Raw genomic sequence first — 19,130 nt, forward strand, 5'->3', positions numbered from 1 at the left:
AGAGGATTTGCCTCAACGCAGGCCCTCGTCATTCTGGCTCGCAAGCTTCTGAGAGTCGCATGGGCAATCTGGCGCAGTGGAAAAACCTTTGATGCAAGCCAGATGGGCGTACAAAACGCTTGCGTCAAAACATAGAACCTCACTGCGCGGCTGCGCCGCTTCGTTCAAACAAATCGGGCCAGTCAGATAGACGAAGCACGCTACGCGTGCCCACCTCGCCACTGCGCGTCTCGGCGTCAACAAGGCGCCCGGCCAGATACCGGCTCAGACCTTTTCCGCCTCGCTCGTGGCATGCATAGGCCCACGTCCTGGTGGAGGGCGCAGTTCAGGCTTCAGGGCTACAACGCCATTGCCATTGCCATTGCCATTGCCATTGCCATTGCCACCGCGCCAGCAACCGTGGCGATACTCAAGCGGGGCGACAAAGGCTGAGGTGGTGTGCGGCAGGGCGCCTTGTTGGCGTCGGAGGCGCGCAGCGAGATTCAGGTTTGCCCCTTGCCAAGGGCAAGGGGATGGCGAGCATGTTTGAGGCCGCAGGCCGAGTTGCGCAGCCACCTGAGTTGAGCGAGCACTGGAGAGCAGTCCCGCTTCAGCGGGACCGCCAACATTGAAGCCCGGACGCATGCCACCTCGGCCGCGCCCCGCGCTGCCCCGACAAAGCGCGCATCAACGCAACTTATGCAAGCTGAGGACTCAGCTCACACCTGCGGATCAATCCCCAACTCAACCGCCATGCGCTGCACCAATGCACGCAAGGCATTCAACTCACTGGCCATACGCGCCTGCTCGGCCTTCAACGCCGCCAGTTCCTCATCACGCACAGCAGGCGCAGCACCGTAAGAGGCCGATGCCGTCACCGCAGGGATCTGCACCTCACCGCACAGCAAGTGCGCCCAGCGGCTTTCGCGCTCGCCGGGGGCGCGTGGCAGCTTGATCACCCGCGCCGGTTGCTTTTCAGCCAGCTCTTCCAGAAAACCTTCGACCGACGAGACATCGGCAAAGCGGTGCAGGCGCTCGGTGTGCAGGCGCAGCTCGGCGGACGTCTGCGGGCCACGCAGCACCAGCATGGTCAGCAGCGCCACGGACTGGCTGGGCACACCCAGGCCTCGCGCGGCATTGTGGTCAAAGCGCACCACACGGTTGCCACTGACCTCATTGACCAGACTGAGCTCCTTGAGGCCATTGATGGCCTGCAGGGCATCCGCCTCGCTGAGCTGCATGACGGGCTCACGTGCCGTCTTCTGGTTGCAGCCCAGGGTCAGGGCGTTGAGTGACAAGGGGTAGCTGTCCGGCACGGTGTGCTGTTTCTCCACCAGCACGGCCAGCACGCGGGCTTCTTCAAGGGTGAGAGGACGGTGGCTCAATGCAGACTCCTGATGCGATGTGGCTTGAGCTTATACCTGTTGCGAACGGGTTTGCACCGCAATCATGCCGCCGCTTCCCGCCCAGTTCGCTGGCTGGACAGCGCGTAGGCACTGAGCGCCTGCGTCAGGTAGCGAAACAGCGTCATCACCGGCTTGTTGTGGCGCAGGTCCCCGTGGGTGGCCAGCCACATGTCCAGGCTGAAGGTCAGCTGATCGGGCAGGACCGGCAGCAGCTCAGGGTCGCGCCCGGCAATGCCGATCTGGCTGCCGCCAATGCCCAGGCCGGCGCGCAAGGCGGCCAGCAGGGCCAGATCGTTGTCACAACGGAAGGTGAACATCTCGCGTGACAGCGCCACGCCTTGCTGCTGCGCCAGCCGGGTGGCCACGGTGCCTTTGTCCGGGCCGATCAGGGCGTGCCGGGCCATGTCCGCCAGGGTGCGGGGCATGCCCCTGGTATGAACATAACGTTGGTGCGCATACAGGCCGATGTCGACACGGCCCAGCCGTTTGGCGATCAGGGCTTTTTGCGTCGGTCGCGCCATGCGCACGGCGATGTCGGCTTCGCGCTTGAGCAGGTCGTCCATCTTGTCGTTGAGCACGAGCTCGATGGTGACCAGGGGGTGCTGGGCCTGAAAGCGGCTCAAGAGCTCGGGCAGGACTTCACCGCCCATCATGTGGCTGGCGGTGATGCGCACGGTGCCGCGCTCGTCTTGCTCGGCGCCCGAGGCCATGCGCTGCGCGTGTTGGGCGGCTGCGTCCATGGCCTGTGCAGAGGCCTGTATCGCCAGCGCGGCGGCGGTGGGTTTGAGCCCGTCTGGCCCGCGCGTGAACAGCGGGATGCCCAGTGCGGCCTCCAGCGCGGCCACATGGCGCCCCATGCTGGGCTGCGTTGTGCCCAGCGCGCGCGCGGCGGCAGACAGGCTGCCTTCGCGCATCACGGCGAGGAAGGCGCGGTAGAGGTTCCAGTCAATATGGGATTTGGCCATGCATGAATGTATAGCTGGTATGCATTGCTAGGCAATTGATGAATGGGGTGCCAGTCTCTAGCATGGGCCTGTCTACATTCATGGAGCCGTCATGAGCTCGACCAAACCAGTACATTCAACACCCTCCCGCGCCTTGATCGTGGGGGCCACGGGCGGCTTTGGCGCCCAGATGGCGCGCACCTTGTTGGCGCAGGGCTGGGCAGTTCACGCCTTGACCCGGCATGCCGACATGGCCGAGCAGGTGCGCTCGGGCACCGCCAGCTGGCGTGGCCTGGAAGCCGTGCAGTGGCACCTGGGCGACGCGAGCGTGGCCGCCGATGTGCGGCAGGCCGCACAAGGCGCGCAGGTGATCGTGCATGCGGCCAACCCGCCGCGCTACCAACGCTGGCGTGAGCTGGCCCTGCCCATGCTGGCCAACAGCGTGGCGGCGGCGCGTGAAGTGGGTGCCCGCCTGGTGTTGCCAGGCAATGTCTACAACTTCGGCCCGGACGCTGGCGAGCTGCTCAACGAGCGCTCGCCACAGCACCCGCTGACCCGCAAAGGCGCGGTGCGCGTCGAGATGGAGCAAATGCTGCGTGAGGCGGGTGCGAGCAAGACGCAGCCCGTGCGCTCACTCGTGATCAGGGCAGGGGATTTTTTTGGTGGCCACTCGCCTGCATCGTGGTTCGGCAACCTGATGGTCAAGCCGGGCAAGCCTTTGCGCGAGGTGGTGTACCCCGGCGTGCCGGATGTGGGGCACAACTGGGCTTACTTGCCTGATGTGGCCGAGGCCGTGGCCCTGTTGCTGGCCTTGGATCTGCGTGAGCCGCAGCGCCTGGCCACATGCGAGGTGCTGCACTTTGAAGGCCACTGGCTGCCGCAAGGTGGCGAGCTGGCTCAGGCTGTACGGCGCGCATCCGGCAACCCCCGGCTGCCGATCAAGCGCTTGCCCTGGTGGGTGCTGACAGCCTTGTCGCCGCTGGTGCCACTGTTCAGGGAGATCCGCGAGATGCGCTACCTGTGGCAGGTGCCGCTGCGGCTGGACAACCGCAAGCTGCTGAGCCTGATCTGGCAGGAGCCGCACACGCCCCTGGATGAGGCGGTGCGGACCAGTCTGATCGAGATGGGCTGCCTGAGCCGCACGGCCGCGAGCGACTCATCGGCGGCAGCTCGGTCAGCCAATGCGGTGGCCAGCGTGGCTTAGAACAAGCCGCTCAACGTGGGCGCGAACATCGCGATGTTGGCAGCCAGGGCGCCGCCCCACACCAGCGATCGCATCGGGGCGATGTTGGCGAAGTACAGCGCCGTGTAGACCACGCGCAGGCCGATGAAGGCCAGGGCCAGGTGGTCGGTGCGAGCCTGATCCAGGCCGGCAGCCTGGGCGGCCAGCACGCCGAACACGAACAAGGGCAGGGCTTCAAAGCCATTGTTCTGCGCCGCAGCAGCGCGGGCCTTCCAGCCTTCCTGCTTGGCAGCCCAGCCGCGTGGGTCGTTGTTGTCGTAGCCACCCTGGCTGCGCTTCTTGCCGGCCGAGGCGGCTTTGGCCACGCCCATGGTGAGGACGGGCATCACGGCGGCGATCAACACGGCGGTATTGGCAATGGTCATGTCTGGTGTCTCCAAAGAGGATTGTTGTGAACGGCTGTGCCCATGAAAAAGGCCCGGCCATTCTGGTGTTGACAACAATCCTTGTCAATTACAGAAATGGACCGGGCCAGTTTTAACGATGACCGTTTTCAAGCGCACGCTGGCGCTTGCGGCACAGCCGCGTCAGGCGGCCAGGGCGGGGTAGTCGGTGTAGCCGTGTGCGCCGGTGCCGCCGTACAGGCCGGTGTCGGTGAACAACTCGTTGAGGGCGGCGTTCTCTTGCAGGCGGCGAGGCAGGTCAGGGTTGCTGATCGTCAGGCGGCCGAAAGAGACAAGGTCGCCCTTGCCGCTGGCGATGGCTTCCTGTGCCATCTCCTTGCTGTAACCGTTGTTGACCATCCACACGCCGCTGTAGAGCTTGTGCAGGGCTTCGTAGTCGAACGGGGCGTTGTCACGCGGGCCGCCAGTGTGGCCTTCGACCACGTGAATGAACACGGGGTGCAGTTTCTCCAGCTCACGCACCACGTACTCGAACAGCGGCTGCGGGTTGCTCTCGCTGGAGTCATTGACGGGCGAGACCGGGGACAGACGGATGCCAACCTTGCCCGCGCCGATCTCGGCGGTCACGGCGGCCATCACTTCCAGCAGGAAGCGGGCACGGTTCTCGATGCTGCCACCGTAGATGTCGGTGCGCTTGTTCGAGCCGTCGCGCAGGAAGGCGTCCAGCAGGTAGCCGTGGGCACCGTGGATTTCCACGCCGTCAAAACCAGCGTCGATGGCGTTGCGCGCTGCAGTGGCGAAGTCCTTGACGATGCCGGGGATCTCGGCCGTCTCCAGTGCGCGGGGCACCGAGGTGTCGACCATGCCCTGGCCGGGCACAAAGGTCTTGGCCTTGGCAGCGATGGCCGAGGGACCCACGGGCGCTTGTTCACCCGGTTGGTAAGCCGTGTGCGACATGCGGCCGGTGTGCCACAGCTGCACGAAGATCTTGCCGCCCTTGGCGTGCACGGCGTCGGTCACCTTGCGCCAGCCGGCCACTTGCTCAGGCGTGTGCAGGCCGGGCGTGGAGGGGTAGCCCTGGGCTGTGGCCGACACCTGGGTGGCTTCGGCAATGATCAGGCCGAGGCTGGCGCGCTGGGCGTAGTACTCGACCGTCAGCGGGCCAGGCACGTTGCCCTTTTCGGCGCGGCTGCGTGTCAGCGGGGCCATCACCATGCGGTTGGCCAGCGTGATGTCGCCCAGTTTGAAGGGCTGGAAGAGTGCGTCTTGGGTTCCCATTGAAAAGGCTCCAGTGGTGGGTCGGGGGATGCCGGTAATCGGCGATGAATGGATGTTCGGGGTGTCAGGGTTTGAAGAACTTGTCGAGCATCAGATCGACGACGTCTTTCAAAGGCTGTGTGCTGTGTTCGACCTTCATGCGCAGCACCGCGCCTTCCCAGGCATCCCAGAAGAAGCCGGAGAGCGTGGCGGGTGGCAGGTCGGTGCGGACCAGGCCTTGTTGTTGCGCTTGTTCGATCAGCGCAGCGAGGCGCTCCCGCCAGCCCACCATCACGCTGCACAGCACAGTGCGGCAGCTGGTGCTGGACTCGGCCATCTCGGCGGCGAAGTTGCCCACCAGGCAGCCTTGCAGGCCGCTTTGCTCATGGTGCTGGATGAAGCTGCCAAACAGGTGGCGCATGGCCGCCGTGGGTTCGGGTGGGGCGTCGCGCATGGCGGTGTCCCAGGCCCGGTCCACCCAGGCGCCGTAGTTGCGGATGATCTGCGCGGCGAAGGCTTCCTTGCTGTCGAAGTGGTTGTAGAACGAACCCTTCGGCACGCCGGCCTTGTCGGTGATCTGCTGGATGCCCGTGGCGTTGTAACCCAGCTGGTTGAAGAGGGTGTAACCCGCTTCAGTCAGGCGGTTGGGGATGTCGGTTTTGTCTGCGGTGCGGGCCATGGGTCAAATAATATGACCAGTCGTCTTAAAACTTTGGCGACCACTTTTAACCCGACTAATCTGTGTGGTTATGAGGCGAGCTGAGGCAGGCTCAAGCCATCTCGCTCAGCCCATCTCGCTTTCATGCCAGCCGCCCAGCACCCAGCGCGACAAGGCTGCCAGCGAGACGAACACCGCCACGCCGGTCAGGGAGATCAGCACCAGCGCTGCGAACATGCGGGGAATGTCGAGCTGGTAGCCCGACTGCAGGATCTGGTAGGCCAGGCCGGTGCCGGTGCCCCCCGTGCCAGCCACGAACTCCGCGACCACGGCGCCAATCAGCGACAGGCCGCCCGAGATGCGCAGGCCCGCAAAGAAGTAGGGCAGCGCAGACGGGATGCGCAGGCGCAGCAGCGTTTGCCAGCGGCTGGCCTTTTGCAGCTGGAAGTAGGCCGCCAGCCCTGGGTTGACGCTGCGCAGCCCGATGGTGGTGTTGGAGATGATGGGGAACAGGGCCACGAGCGTGGCGCACACCACCAGCGAGGCTGTCGGGTCTTTCACCCAGATGATGATCAGCGGGGCAATGGCCACGATGGGCGTGACCTGCAGCAGCACCGCATAAGGCAGAAAAACGGCCTCGATCCAGCGGCTTTGCACCATGGCAAAGGCCACGAGCACACCCAGCACGATGGCGCTGATGAACGCCAGCACCGTGATCTTGATGGTGACAAGCAAGGCACTGCTGAGCACGGCCCAGTTCTGGACCAGGGTCTTGGCGATCACCCAGGGAGAGGGCACCAGGTATTCGGGGATGGCCTGCAGCGTCGTCCAGGCCTGCCAGATGCCCAGCAGTACGAAGGCCATGAAGAGGGGCAAGGCCGCTTGTTTGAGCTTGTGGGCGAGTGTGCTCATGGTGCATCCCCTGTCAGGGCCGAGGCCTGGCTCAGGCGATGCTGCAGGTGGCGCACGTGCGCATTGAAGGCGGGGCTGGTGCGATGGTCGTCATCACGCGGCCAGGGGTTGTCAAGGGCGTAGTCTTCAACCACGCGGCCGGGCCTGGCGCCCATCACGATCACACGGGATGACAGGAACACCGCCTCGGTGATGCTGTGCGTGACGAACACCACCGTGAGGCCTTGTTGTCGCCACAAGGCCAGCAAGTCCGCATCCAGCCGGTTGCGCGTGATTTCGTCCAGTGCGCCAAAGGGCTCGTCCATCAGCAGCAGCCGTGGGCGGGTGACCAGGCCCCGCGCGATCGACACGCGCATCTGCATGCCGCCGGACAACTCGCGCGGCCTTTGCTTGGCAAATGCGCTCAGGCCCACGAGTTGCAAGGCTTCGTCCACGCGGCCATCGGCTTGCGGGCGTGGCACGCCGGCCAGGTCCAGCGGCAGGCGCACATTGGCATGCACGTCGGCCCAGGGCATGAGCGTGGCTTCCTGGAAGACGAAAGACAGCTGCTGGCCCGACAACTGGATGCGGCCCGCGGTGGGTTGCAGCAGCCCTGCGATCATCTTCAGCAGCGTGCTCTTGCCGCAGCCGGATGGGCCCAGCAGGGAGACGAACTCACCCGGCCGGATGTCCAGTGACACGGGCATCAGCGCCCGCGTGCCATTGGGGTAGACCTGCTCGACCTCGTGCATCGAGACAGCGGAAGCAGCCTTGTCACCCATCAGGGCATGACCCTCATGTCCTTGACGAACTGGGTCGTGTAGGTCTTCCTGATGTCGACCTTGGTGGGGTCCAGCAGCTTGTGTTGCACCAGCAGGTCGTAGGTCTGCTTCATGCGTTCATCGGTGATGACGCCGATGCCGTACTTGGCCGCGTCACCGCCCATGACCGCGCCTTGTTCCTTGATCTTGCCAATGCCGTAGGCCAGCAGGTCGTCGGTCATGTTGGGGTTGTCTTTCTTGATCAGGGTGTTGCCCGGCGTGGGGTCACCTTTGAGGTAGCTCTTCCAGCCCTCCATCGAGGCCTTGACGAAGGCAGCCACCTGCTTGGGGCGTTCCTGGATGGTCTTGACCGAGCACACCACCGTCATCGCATAAGGGGGCCAACCCTGGTCGGACAGCATGAACACCGTGGGCTTGACCTTGCTTTCCTTCTCGATGGAGAAAGGCTCGGAGGCCAGGTAGCCTTGCTGCGCGATGTTGGGGTCGGCCAGGAAGGGCTGGATGCTGAAGTTGTAGGGCTTCATCTGTGCATCGGTGAAGCCGTATTTGGTCTTCAACCAGGGCCAGTAGGTGACCTGACCAGCGCTGCCGACCAGCAGGGTCTTGCGCTTGAGTTGCTCGAATTGCTTGACATCGGGGTGGGCCACGATCACGACCGGGTCTTTCTGGAAGGCGGCGGCCACGGTGACGGCCTGGATGCCTTTTTCCCACACTTGGATGGTCTGCACGTCGTAGCCCATGACGCAGTCGGCCTGGCCGGCCATCATCAATTGCATCAGGTTGACCTGGGGGCCGCCCATCTTGAGCGTGACGTCCAGCCCGGCCTTGGCATACAGGCCGGTGGCCTGGGCCTGGTAGAAGCCGCCATGTTCGGCCTCGGCATACCAGTTGGTGATGTAGGTGAATTTGTCAGCCGCTTGCGCCGCCTGGTGCGCGCACAGGGCGGCCGCGGCGCAGATCGTCAGGGTGGCCAGACGGGAGAGCGGGGAGAGCGGTTGGGCAAAAGAAGCGGGAATCATGGGCGGGGGCTCCATTCAATGACGGCTATCCAGCCCCGCTTTGTACCTGAGCTTGGTCTGGCTCGCCTCGATTGTGTCCGGATTGTGGGTTTGCGTGAGGTCCGGTGAGCTTGACTGAGGCCCGCCAGCCACAACGATAAAATGCGCGGCTTCGTTCAAATCCCCGGGGGCCCTTGTGTCGGATCGTCTCTTCGTGTCATTGCAGTATGTCCTGCCCAAGAAAGCCCTGACCCAACTGGCGGGCTCGCTGGCCTCGCTGCGTGGCGGTGCGGCCACCACCCGCTTCATCCAGTGGTTCGTGGGGCGCTATGGCGTGAACATGAGCGAAGCGGCCAACCCCGACATCGCCAGCTACCCGACCTTCAACGAGTTCTTCTCGCGCCCCTTGAAGCCCGGCGCCCGCCCGCTGGCCAATGCGGACCTGATCAGCCCGGTGGACGGGGCCATCAGCCAGTTCGGCCCCATTCGCAAGGACCAGATCTTCCAGGCCAAGGGCCACGATTATTCGACCACCACCCTGGTGGGCGGTGATGCACAACTGGCGGCCCGCTTTGAAGATGGCCACTTCGCCACCCTGTACCTGAGCCCCAAGGACTACCACCGCATCCACATGCCTTGCGAGGGCAAGCTCACGCGCATGATCTACGTGCCCGGTGACCTGTTCTCGGTCAACCCGGCCACGGCGCGCGGCGTGCCCGGCCTGTTTGCGCGCAACGAGCGCGTGGTGTGCGTGTTTGAGTCAGCACGTGGCCCCTTTGTGCTGACCCTGGTGGGCGCCACCATCGTGGGCAGCATGGCCACCGTGTGGCATGGCGTGGTCAACCCGCCGCGCGGCGGCCAGGTGCGCGAGTGGCGCTATGACGATCAGGACATCCGCTTCAAGCAGGGGGATGAAATGGGGCGCTTCCTGCTGGGCTCGACCGTGGTCATGCTCTTCCCCAAGGGGCCTTTGAGCTTCAACCCGACCTGGGGGGCAACCAAGCCCATCCGCATGGGCGAGATCATGGCCAAGCTCTGATGCCGGGCTGAAGGCGCCTGCAAATGGGCGCATCATGGCGGTGTGAAGGAGGCCTTCATGAGCGCTGTCGAGACCCTGTATGCCATGCAGATGGATGGCCCGGGCCGCCCGCTGCAAAAGGTGTTGCGCGATGCCGTACCGGTCCCCGATGCGGGCCAGGTGACGATCAAGGTGCACGCCTGTGGCGTGTGCCGCACCGACCTGCACATCGTCGATGGGGACTTGCCCTTCCCCGGCCAGGCTGTCGTGCCGGGGCACGAGGTGGTCGGCACGGTGGTGGCCCTGGGGGCTGGTTTGAGCAGCGAGAGTGGCTTGCAGTTGGGGGCCCGCGTGGGCGTGCCCTGGCTGGGCTGGACCTGCGGCCGTTGCGACATGTGCACCAGCGGCCACGAGAACCTGTGCGAGCAGGCGCGCTTCACGGGCTACCAGATTCATGGCGGCTACGCGACCCATCTGGTGGCCGACGCGCGCTATGTGTTCCCCATTCCTGCCTTGTATACCGATGCGGAGGCGGCGCCCTTGTTGTGCGCGGGCCTGATCGGCTACAGGGCCTTGCGCATGGCGGGGGAGGCTTTGCGTGGCACGCAGCCCCGCCTGGGGCTTTATGGCTTTGGCGCCGCCGCCCACCTAGTGGCGCAGATGGCCAGGTTTGAAGGCTGCGAGGTGTATGCCTTCACGCGCGAGGGCGATGCGGTCGCGCAGGCGCTGGCCCTGCAGCTGGGTGCTGTGTGGGCGGGGGCCTCCGAGCAGGCACCGCCCGTGGCCCTGGATGCAGCGCTGATCTTTGCGCCGGTGGGGGCGCTGGTGCCACTGGCGCTGCAAGCCATCCGGCCCGCCGGCATCGTGGTCTGCGCGGGCATCCACATGAGCGACATCCCGTCCTTTCCCTATGCCTGGTTGTGGCGCGAGCGGCGCATCGTGTCCGTGGCCAACCTCACGCGCGCCGATGGCGAGGGCTTCATGGCGCTGGCGGCGCGTTGCCCCTTGCAGGTCAGCACGCACGTCTACCCCATGGAGCAGGCCAACGAGGCCCTGGATGACCTGCGGGCTGGCCGCTTCAGCGGGGCTGCGGTGCTGATGCCTTGATGGCCGCCTGCAGATCCAGGCTGCGGCCACAGTGGAATTGCCGTGTCGAACCCGTGACCGGGTCAACAAAGGACAGCGCTTGAGCCAGCAGTTGCAAGGGCTGCGAGAAATCCGGCGCGACCTCCGGCGGCAAGGCCGGTAGCAGTTCAGGGTAGATTTGGTCGCCCAGGATGGGCATGCCCAAGGCCGACATGTGGGCGCGCAACTGGTGCTTCTGGCCGGTGATGGGGCTCAATCTGAAGCGCCCGAAGCCCGATGCGGACTCGATCAGCTCGATGTGCGTGTCGGCGTTGGCGGGGCCTTCGACCTCGTGCATGGCCATGAAACGTTCGCTCTCTTCCAGCCTGGATTGGTAGCGCAAGGGCAAGCTCACCGCAGGGTTCAATGGCGCAATGGCCTCGTAGGTCTTGGTGATGGCCTTGTCCCGGAACAGGCTCTGGTAGGCATTGCGCGTGTGCGGCTGGATGGTGAAGGCCACCAGGCCCGCCGTTTCGCGGTCAATGCGGTGCATCGGCACCAGGGTGTCGATGCCCAGCTTGCGCTTGAGGCGCACCAGCAGCGTCTCCTGCAGGTAGCGGCCCTTGGGCGTAACGGGCAGGAAGTGCGGTTTGTACGCCACCACCAGGTAATCGTCCTGGAAGACCACGGCCTCATCGAACGGCACCTTATGCTCGAAAGGCAGGCTGCGCCAGTAGTACAGCTTGGTGTGCGCGCGAAACGGCGCTTGCGGGGCGATGGGCTGGCCTTGTGCATCGACCACCTCGCCCTGGCTCATGCGCCGGGCCCAGTCCTCGCGGGGCACCGCAGGGATGCGCTCAGCCAGGAAGTCCAGCATGGTCATCCAGGGGCCGTGGGGCAGGGCGACGCAGCTGGGGCTGACACCATCGATCGTCGGCAGCATGGCTGCTGGCTCAGTCCGGCTTGTCATCCTCGGCGGGCGGCGCATCAGGGCGCGCGCTGGGCACTTTGGGGGTGAAGGCCGACAGGCGGTGCGCCCGCTCCAGGCGCCACAACTCGTCGGGCACGTCGGTGCGGTAGACGTCGTCGGACGTGGTGTCGGTTTCCTGCAGGTGGGTGTCGACCGCCACGCGGTTGTCGAACACAAAGCACTCGCCTTGCCAGTCCTTGTCGGCGTCGGGCATGGCCTGGAAGTAGTTCATGATGCCGCCGTCGAGCTGGTAGACGTCCAGGCCGAACTGCTGCATCCAGGCGCTGGTTTTTTCGCAGCGCACGCCACCGGTGCAGTACATGGCCACACGCTTGCCCTGCGCCTTCCACTCGTCGGCATGGGCTTGCACATAGCCAGGGAAGTCGCGGAAGTTGCCCACGCTGGGGTCGATGGCGTTCTTGAAGCGGCCCAGGCGGTATTCGAAGCTGTTGCGGTTGTCGATGAGGACGACGTCTTCTTGCGCAATCAGCTCGCGCCATTGCTGGGGGCTCAGGTGCTGGCCTTCGTTGCGGTCAGGTACGACGCCGGTGACGCCGTCCAGGCCCAGGGCCACGATCTCTTCCTTGCGGTGCACGCGCACCTTCCAGAACGGCGGGGTGCGGCAGGCACTGCGTTTGAAGGGCATGTCCGCGAAGGCGCCTTGCAGGCGGGGGTCTTCATGCACGGCGCGCTCGAAGGTGTCGAGTTGCTCGGTACTGCCCGCCAGCGCACCGCTGATGCCCTCGTGCGCTACCAGCACACTGCCTTTCAAAGGCTGGACCAGTTCGCGCAGGATGTCGGCCACCTGGTCCGGGTCACTCAAGGGTACAAAGCGGTAGAACGAGGTGTGCTGCAGCGCGGCCTGCTGAGTGGCAGGCTCAGGGGCCGTTGGCGCGGTGGGCGGGAGCTGGGGCGGGGACGACTTGGAGGCGGGCATGCCGCTATTGTCTCAAACGCCGCCAGCGCGTGCGCCATGGGGGGGAATCAGCTCAGCAAGTCCAGCAAGGTGCGGGCCACCACCTTGGTGGCGCGGTGCAGGTCTTGCAGCACCAGGTGCTCGTCGGCACGCTTGGCGTTGGACTCGAACACCGTGCGGGGCCCGGCGCCATAAATGACGGCCGGGATGCCTTGCGCGCAGTACAGGCGCACGTCGGTGTAAAGCGGCGTGCCGCTGGTTGGGATGGGCTCACCAAAGATGGCTTCGCCGTGTTTTTGCAAGGCCTGGACCAGGGGCTCCGTGCCAGGCAGGGGGCGCAGCGAGTGGGCCAGCAGCAGGCGCTTGATGTCGACACGGATGCCGGGGAAGGTGGCCGCAGCCTCGTTGATGACGCGGCGGATGTCGGCCTCGACCACCACCGGGTCTTCTTCCGGGATCATGCGGCGGTCCAGTTTGAGCGTGACCTTGCCGGGCACGACATTGGTGTTCGTGCCGCCCTCGATGCGGCCCACATTCAGGTAGGGGTGCTGGATGCCCGGCACGCCCGAGGTGATGCCCTGGTAGACCTTGTTCTGGGCATACAGGGCATTGAGGATGGTGACGGCGCCCTGCAGCGCGTCAATCCCGGTGTGGGGAATGGCTGCATGGGCCATCTGGCCATGTACGGTCACCTCCATCTGCAGGCAGCCGTTATGAGCCGTGACCACCTCGTAGCTGAAGCCGGCGGCAATCAACAGATCGGGCTTGGTCAGCTTCTGCTTGAGCAGCCAGCCGGGGCCCAGTTCGCCGCCGAACTCTTCGTCATAAGTGAAGTGCAGCTCGACCGTGCCGTTCACGGTGGTGGGCGGCAGTTGGGCCGCGACGGCTTCCAGCGCACGCAGCGCGAAGCTGTAGGTGGCGAAGTCGCTTTTGCTGACGGCAGCGGCCCGGCCATAGAGCTTGCCGTCGGCCACCTCGCCACCATAAGGGGCATGCGTCCAGCCTTCGCCTGGTGGCACGACGTCGCCATGCGCATTGAGTGCGATCACCCGGCCACCGTCCCCAAATCGGCGGCGCACGATGAGGTTGGTCAGGCTTTGCAGGCCATAGGCTTGGACTTCGTGTTCTGGCACGCCATAGGCTTCGGCCTGCCAGCCGAACTCATTGAGCAGGGCGGCCGTGCGTTCGGCATGCGGTGCGTTGTTGCCGGGCGGGGTATCGGTGGGGACCTGTACCAGGGCCTGCAGGAAGCGCACCTCTTCCTCGAAGTGGGCATCGATCCATTGATCCAGTCGGGTGTAGTGCTCGGCTCGTGCGCTCATAGCTGCTCCAGCAGGTGCATGAAGGCGTCCACGCAAAGCTGCGCGTCGTCATTGGTGATGGTTTCCAGCGGGTTGTGGCTGATGCCGGCATTGCCGCCGCGCACGAACAACATGGCCTGAGGCATGCGCTCATGCAGCTTCATGGCGTCATGCCCCGCGCCACTGGGGAGCCTGAACACGGGCAGCCCCACTTTGGCCACGGCGGCTTCCCATCGGGCTTGCCAGCCTGGGTCGGAAGGTGCTGCGCTGGCTTGCATGGTGCGCTCCAGCTGGAAGCGCAGGCCACGACGCTGGCAGATGTCAGCGAGCTGTTTTTGCACGTCGGCCACCATGGCGTCGCGCTGGGCGTTGTCGGGGGCCCGCAGGTCCAGCGTGAACTGGCAGCGGCCGGGTACGACGTTGACCGAGCCGGCCGGCACCTGCAGCACACCGACCGTCCCCACCGAAGGGCCTTGGGGCAGGGCAGCATCTTGCGCCGCGCGTTGCTCGACATACAGCAGCAACTCGGCCACCGCCGCGGCAGCATCCTTGCGGCGGCCCATGGGCGTGGTGCCGGCGTGGCTGGCCTGGCCGACCACCTCGCCGGCAAAACGTGCGCTGCCGTTGATGGCGGTGACCACGCCCAGGGGCTGGTCGATCTCGTCCAGCCAGGGGCCTTGTTCAATGTGCACTTCGACAAAACCCAGATAGCGGGCGGGATCGCGTTGCAGCTGGTCGATGTCGTCCAGGCTGGCCGAGAGGCCCGCCGATTGCATGGCCTGGCGCAGGTTGATGCCGTCTGCATCGGTCTGGTCCAGCCAGCTCGGGTCAAAACCGCCCACCAGCGCGCCCGAGCCCAGAAAGGTGGCCTTGAAGCGCTGGCCTTCTTCTTCTGCAAAGCCAATGAGCTCGATGCCGTGCTGCAGGCGGCGGCCTTGCGCATGCAGCTCGCGCACACAGGCCATGGGCACGAAGATGCCCAGCCGGCCGTCGTACTTGCCGCCGTTGCGCACGGTGTCGTAGTGCGAGCCGGTCAGCAGGCGCGGTGCACTGGGATCACTGCCATGGTAGATGCCGACCACATTGCCCACGGCATCCAGCGAGACCTCGTCAAAGCCGCATTCGCGCATCCAGGCTTGCAGTTGGGCCGCGCAGGCCTGGTGGGCTGGCGTCATGTAGGTCACGGTCAGCTGGCCTTGCTCGGCGTAGGCCGGCTCGCTGTGGGTGGCCAGGGCCTCGGCCCAGTCCCACACCAGATTGCCCAGCACGGGCTCGGTGCCGAATTTGTCATGCAGGCGGATCTCGGCGATGCGGTGGATGTGGCGCAGGCACTCGGCGAGTTCGAAGTCTGCCGGGTTGTCGAGCCGCCGCGCAAAGGTGTCGATGATCTGCTGGCGTGTCAGGCCCAGGCCACGCGGGCCGCGCACAGCCAGGATGAAGGGCCAGCCAAAGCGCGCCTTGTAGTCGGCATTGAGTTGCTGCAGCCGGGCAAACTCTTCGGGCGTGCAATGGGTGAGGCCGGCGCGGTTTTGCTCGTTCGTGGACTCGGCCGTGAGCTGGCCTGCCACGGCGGCTTTACCGGCCAGCTCCGGGTGGGCGCAGATCAGGGCCTTCTGGCGCGGGGCGCCGGCTTGCCGCACCACCTGCGCCAGCGCGAACTTCAAATGGGCGATGGTGGTGAAGGGGCGCAAGCCCCAGGCGGTTTCGGCGATCCAGGGCGAGTGCTCGTACACCCCGTCCAGCAGGGCGACGAAACGGGGCTGGTCGGCGGCGTTGAGTTGGTCCAGCGTCAGGCTCATGCTGTGTTTCCTCAAGCTGGCGCCTGCACCGAAGGCGTGCCAGGTTGGAAGGGGTGAACCTGCTGCCAGTGCCGCGCAATGTCGATGCGGCGGCACACCCACACCTTGTCATGCTGGGCGATGTGGTCGAGAAAGCGCTGGAAGGCCTTGAAGCGGCCAGGGCGCCCCAGCAGCCGGCAGTGCATGCCCACGCTCATCATCTTGGGCGTGTTGTCGCCCGCCGGGTCACCCTCTGCATAAAGCAGGTCAAAGGTGTCACGCAGGTAGGTGAAGAAGTCTTCGCCTTGCGCGTAGCCCTGCGGCAGCGAGAAGCGCATGTCGTTGACATCCAGCGTGTAGGGCACGATCAGGTGGGGCACCGTCTGGCCATCGCTGCGCTGCACTTCGGTCCAGAAGGGCAGGTCGTCGCCGTAGTAGTCGCTGTCGTAGGCAAAGCCACCGTAGTCGGCCACCAGTCGGCGCGTGTTGGGGCTGTCGCGACCGGTGTACCAACCCAGGGCACGTTGGCCTGTCAGCTCCTCAATGATCTGCATGCCGATGCGCATGTGCTCGAGCTCCAGGGCTTCGTCCATGGCCTGGTAGTGGATCCAGCGCCAGCCGTGGCAGGCGATCTCGTGGCCCAGCTCGACAAAGGCCTGTGTCAACGCGGGGTGGCGCTGCAAGGCCATGCTCACGCCAAACACCGTCAACGGCCAGCCGCGTTTTTCAAACTCGCGCAGGATGCGCCACACACCTGCGCGCGAGCCGTATTCGTAGATGGACTCCATGCTCAGGTGGCGATCCGGGTAAGACGCCGGGTTGGCCATCTCGCTGAGAAACTGCTCGCTGCCCGCATCGCCATGCAGCACGCTGTTCTCGCCGCCTTCTTCGTAGTTCAGCACGAACTGCACGGCAATGCGCGCACCGTCGGGCCATTGCGCATGCGGGGGCGTGCGACCGTAACCGATGAGGTCGCGTGGGTAGGGGTGGGGCGCGGCTTGGGTCATGGCTGGGGGATTGATCAGGTGGGCGCGGATGTGCGGGGTGCTTCAATCAACTGGCGCTCCACCGATTCCAGATGGTCATGGAGCAATTGCAGGGCCAGGTCGGTGTCCCTGGCCTTGATGGCCTTGAGCAATTGCGCATGCTCGGCATTCGAGTTCTGTGCGTTGTCGGCAGACTGGTACATGAGCGTGATCAGCGAGCAGCGCGAGACCAGCTCTTGCATCAGGTCCATCAGCACCTTGTTGCCCAGGACCTCGGCCAGCCGTACGTGGAAGTCGAACAGCAATTTGGTGCGCGTGGGCACGTCGATGCGGGCTACGGCGTCTCGCTCGGCTTTGAGGTGGGCCTTGAGCTTGCGGATGTCAGCCGGCTTGATGTGGGCGATCAACTCGCGCAGCATTTGCGACTCCACCATGCGCCGCACGGCGAACACCTCTCTCGCCTCTTTGATGGAGGGGGCCGCCACGAATGCACCGCGCGCGGGCTCCAGGTGCACCAGTTTCAACTCGGACAGGCGGTACAGGGCCTGACGCACTACAGTACGCGACACACCAAAGCGGTCCCCGAGTTTTTGCTCGACCAGCTTGGCACCGGGCAGCAAGCGGTGCTCCACGATGGCCCGCGTGACCGCCGCCACGATGTGCTCGGTGCTGGACACCTCGGGTGACGAATCTGGTGCATCTGGTGCGGCAATGAGGTCGGCATCCGCACGGGGCAACCGGGCACGCCGGCTGCTTGTGTGTGGTGAAGAAGGAGATGCCTTGCGCACGACGCTCATCATGATTAAAGTGTATACACTTTGAGATTGCACATGCAAGTCAATCTGCAGCCAGTCCGCAAGCCCATCGCCGCGGGAGCCACCTCATGAGCAACCAAGCCGACCCATCCGGTACATCGCCAGCCGCTTCGCCCAATGCGGGCTACCTCACCACCCATGTGCTGGACACCGTCCACGGTACGCCAGCAGAAGGCATGAAGCTGGAGCTGTATGTGCGTGAGACTTCGCCCGACGGTTGTGGCGATGGCCGCTGGTTGTCCTTGCGCAGTGTGGTCACCGATGCCGATGGCCGGCTCGATCGCCCCTTGTTGTCTGGCGACGATTTCAAGACGGGCTGCTACCGCCTGATCTTTGATGTCGAGGGCTACTTCAGGGCCAAAGGCTTGCCGCTGCCCAAGCCCGCATTTCTGGGCAAGGTGTCGCTGGATTTTGGTATTGCCGATGCGCAGGCGCACTACCACGTGCCCTTGCTGGTGAGCCCCTGGTCGTATTCAACCTACCGCGGAAGCTAAGGGCCTGCTGATGATGGAGATGTCCCCCTTGTTGGTCTATGCCCTGGACTGGGCCAACCTGCTGCTGCGCTGGGCGCATGTGATCGTGGCCATTGCCTGGGTGGGGTCATCTTTCTACTTTGTCTGGCTGGACAACTCGCTGACGCCCCCGACCGATGTGCAATTGAAGGACAAGGGCGTCGGCGGCGAGCTCTGGGCGGTGCACGGTGGGGGCTTTTACAACCCCCAGAAGTACATGGGGGTGCCCAAAAGCCTGCCAGATCATCTGCACTGGTTTTTCTGGGAGAGCTACTCCACCTGGTTGACCGGCTTTGCCTTGTTCACGGTGCTCTACCTGTTCAACGCGGGCACCTTTTTGATCGACAAATCCGTGCATGCCTGGACACCGGGTGTGGCCGTGCTGGCCGCCCTGGGTTTTCTGGCAGGTTTCTGGCTGCTGTATGACCTGGTCTGCCGCACCCTGGGGCAGGGCAAGAAGGGCGATCAGGTCGTCGGGGCGTGCGTGTTCGTGATCGTGGTGGGGGCGGCCTGGGCCGCTTGCCAGTTGTTTGCGGGGCGTGCCGCCTTCCTGCTGGTGGGGGCCATGATTGCCACGGCCATGAGCGCCAACGTGTTCTTCTGGATCATCCCGGGGCAGCGCAAGGTGGTGGCGGCCATGAAGGCGGGCGAGCCGGTTGACCCCATTCATGGCAAACGGGGCAAGCAGCGCAGCGTGCACAACACCTATTTCGTGCTGCCCGTGCTGTTCGCCATGCTCAGCAACCACTACGGCTGGGCTTTCGGGCACGCGCACAACTGGTTGGTGCTGGTGCTGATCATGCTGGCCGGTGCCTTGATCCGTCAGTTCTTCGTGGCCCGCCACAAGACGCAACTGGCTGAGGCACGCTCGCCCTGGGGCTGGGCGCTGGCGGGTGTGGCCATCCTGATGGGTGTGGCGATCTGGCTGGCACCCGCGCCAACGGCGAATGGGGCGTCCTCTGCGTCAGCGCCGGCCCCGACGCTGGCCCAGGTGCAACTTGTGGTGGCCCAGCGGTGTGTGCTTTGCCACAACGCCCAGTTGGCCAACAAAGGCGTCAGGCTGGACACGCCGGAGCAGATCAGCGCGCATGCGCAGCAGATCTACCAGCAGGTGGTTGTGCTCAAGGCCATGCCCATGAACAACGCCACCGGCATCACCGATGGCGAGCGGGCCTTGCTGGCGCACTGGTTCAATGTGGGCGCCCCCGCACCTTGATGGGCCAGAGTTTCCACGAGGTGGGATCTGGCCCGCTTTTTCAGGGGGGAC

20 protein-coding genes are annotated in these 19,130 nt (G+C 65.0%); 6 read left to right on the plus strand and 14 right to left on the minus strand.

Annotated elements, in window-relative coordinates; all coding sequences use genetic code 11:
- The first annotated feature begins 291 nt into the window (after positions 1–291).
- Complete coding sequence (locus tag HY019_RS13390; protein WP_290692889.1) at positions 292–432, plus strand: hypothetical protein; 141 nt, start codon at positions 292–294, stop codon at positions 430–432.
- Positions 433–698: 266 nt separating this feature from the next.
- Here HY019_RS13390 and HY019_RS13395 read toward each other — a convergent pair whose 3' ends face one another.
- Both HY019_RS13395 and HY019_RS13400 read right to left on the minus strand, forming a co-directional pair.
- Entirely contained in the window at positions 699–1,364 is a 666-nt protein-coding gene (locus HY019_RS13395) for a YceH family protein (protein WP_290692891.1), read from the minus strand.
- Positions 1,365–1,426: 62 nt separating this feature from the next.
- Positions 1,427–2,350: a LysR family transcriptional regulator gene (locus HY019_RS13400; protein WP_290692893.1), complete on the minus strand. Its 924-nt coding sequence runs from the start codon at positions 2,348–2,350 to the stop codon at positions 1,427–1,429.
- Between the two features lie 91 nt (positions 2,351–2,441).
- Between HY019_RS13400 and HY019_RS13405 the strand changes: the two genes are divergently transcribed.
- Entirely contained in the window at positions 2,442–3,533 is a 1,092-nt protein-coding gene (locus HY019_RS13405) for an NAD-dependent epimerase/dehydratase family protein (protein ID WP_290692895.1), read from the plus strand.
- On the opposite strand, the gene HY019_RS13410 is transcribed toward HY019_RS13405, so the two are convergent.
- The 6 genes from HY019_RS13410 to HY019_RS13435 all read right to left on the minus strand — a co-directional run bounded on the left by HY019_RS13410 (position 3,530) and on the right by HY019_RS13435 (position 8,523).
- The gene (locus HY019_RS13410) at positions 3,530–3,937 is read right to left on the minus strand and encodes an MAPEG family protein (RefSeq protein ID WP_290692897.1); all 408 of its coding nucleotides are present in this window, start codon (positions 3,935–3,937) and stop codon (positions 3,530–3,532) included. The genes HY019_RS13405 and HY019_RS13410 overlap by 4 nt on opposite strands.
- A 162-nt stretch (positions 3,938–4,099) precedes the next feature.
- The gene (locus tag HY019_RS13415) at positions 4,100–5,194 is read right to left on the minus strand and encodes an alkene reductase (protein ID WP_290692899.1); all 1,095 of its coding nucleotides are present in this window, start codon (positions 5,192–5,194) and stop codon (positions 4,100–4,102) included.
- Between the two features lie 64 nt (positions 5,195–5,258).
- Positions 5,259–5,852, minus strand: a complete 594-nt coding sequence (locus HY019_RS13420; protein WP_290692901.1) for a TetR/AcrR family transcriptional regulator — start codon at positions 5,850–5,852, stop codon at positions 5,259–5,261.
- Between the two features lie 105 nt (positions 5,853–5,957).
- On the minus strand, positions 5,958–6,743 hold the full coding sequence (locus tag HY019_RS13425) for an ABC transporter permease (protein WP_290692903.1): 786 nt from the start codon (positions 6,741–6,743) through the stop codon (positions 5,958–5,960).
- Positions 6,740–7,504, minus strand: coding sequence for an ABC transporter ATP-binding protein (locus HY019_RS13430; protein WP_290692905.1), 765 nt, complete (start codon positions 7,502–7,504; stop codon positions 6,740–6,742). The genes HY019_RS13425 and HY019_RS13430 overlap by 4 nt, the downstream gene beginning before the upstream one ends.
- Complete coding sequence (locus HY019_RS13435; RefSeq protein ID WP_290692907.1) at positions 7,504–8,523, minus strand: ABC transporter substrate-binding protein; 1,020 nt, start codon at positions 8,521–8,523, stop codon at positions 7,504–7,506. Before HY019_RS13435 ends, HY019_RS13430 begins: the two co-directional genes overlap by 1 nt.
- A 175-nt stretch (positions 8,524–8,698) precedes the next feature.
- On the opposite strand from HY019_RS13435, the gene asd reads away from it, so the two are divergent.
- Together asd and HY019_RS13445 are read left to right on the plus strand one after the other, a co-directional pair.
- Positions 8,699–9,541 carry an archaetidylserine decarboxylase gene (asd, locus tag HY019_RS13440; RefSeq protein WP_290692909.1) on the plus strand — a complete coding sequence of 281 codons (843 nt, stop codon included), beginning with the start codon at positions 8,699–8,701 and terminating at the stop codon, positions 9,539–9,541.
- 84 nt (positions 9,542–9,625) lie between these two features.
- A complete protein-coding gene (locus HY019_RS13445; protein ID WP_290694182.1) occupies positions 9,626–10,627 on the plus strand; it encodes a zinc-dependent alcohol dehydrogenase family protein in 1,002 nt (333 codons plus the stop codon).
- Here HY019_RS13445 and HY019_RS13450 read toward each other — a convergent pair.
- The 6 genes from HY019_RS13450 to HY019_RS13475 are packed head-to-tail and all read right to left on the minus strand — an operon-like array spanning position 10,599 to position 17,273.
- Positions 10,599–11,528: a pseudouridine synthase gene (locus HY019_RS13450; protein ID WP_290692911.1), complete on the minus strand. Its 930-nt coding sequence runs from the start codon at positions 11,526–11,528 to the stop codon at positions 10,599–10,601. The genes HY019_RS13445 and HY019_RS13450 overlap by 29 nt on opposite strands.
- Positions 11,529–11,538: 10 nt before the next feature.
- Positions 11,539–12,492, minus strand: coding sequence for a rhodanese-like domain-containing protein (locus tag HY019_RS13455; protein WP_290692913.1), 954 nt, complete (start codon positions 12,490–12,492; stop codon positions 11,539–11,541).
- A 47-nt stretch (positions 12,493–12,539) separates the two neighbouring features.
- Entirely contained in the window at positions 12,540–13,793 is a 1,254-nt protein-coding gene (locus HY019_RS13460) for a M20/M25/M40 family metallo-hydrolase (protein ID WP_290692915.1), read from the minus strand.
- A complete protein-coding gene (gene uraD / locus HY019_RS13465; RefSeq protein WP_290692917.1) occupies positions 13,790–15,571 on the minus strand; it encodes a 2-oxo-4-hydroxy-4-carboxy-5-ureidoimidazoline decarboxylase in 1,782 nt (593 codons plus the stop codon). The genes HY019_RS13460 and uraD overlap by 4 nt, the downstream gene beginning before the upstream one ends.
- 11 nt (positions 15,572–15,582) lie before the next feature.
- Positions 15,583–16,557, minus strand: a complete 975-nt coding sequence (gene puuE / locus HY019_RS13470; protein WP_290692919.1) for an allantoinase PuuE — start codon at positions 16,555–16,557, stop codon at positions 15,583–15,585.
- Positions 16,558–16,571: 14 nt separating this feature from the next.
- Positions 16,572–17,273, minus strand: a complete 702-nt coding sequence (locus tag HY019_RS13475) for a GntR family transcriptional regulator (RefSeq protein WP_290692921.1) — start codon at positions 17,271–17,273, stop codon at positions 16,572–16,574.
- A gap of 146 nt (positions 17,274–17,419) precedes the next feature.
- Here HY019_RS13475 and uraH point away from each other — a divergent pair, with 146 nt between their 5' ends.
- Positions 17,420–17,845: a hydroxyisourate hydrolase gene (gene uraH, locus HY019_RS13480; protein WP_290692923.1), complete on the plus strand. Its 426-nt coding sequence runs from the start codon at positions 17,420–17,422 to the stop codon at positions 17,843–17,845.
- 28 nt (positions 17,846–17,873) lie between these two features.
- Entirely contained in the window at positions 17,874–19,079 is a 1,206-nt protein-coding gene (locus tag HY019_RS13485) for a urate hydroxylase PuuD (RefSeq protein WP_290694183.1), read from the plus strand.
- Positions 19,080–19,130 lie beyond the last annotated feature (51 nt).

Source organism: Aquabacterium sp., assembly GCF_016195855.1.
In the GTDB taxonomy this organism is placed as follows: Bacteria; Pseudomonadota; Gammaproteobacteria; order Burkholderiales; family Burkholderiaceae_C; genus Aquabacterium.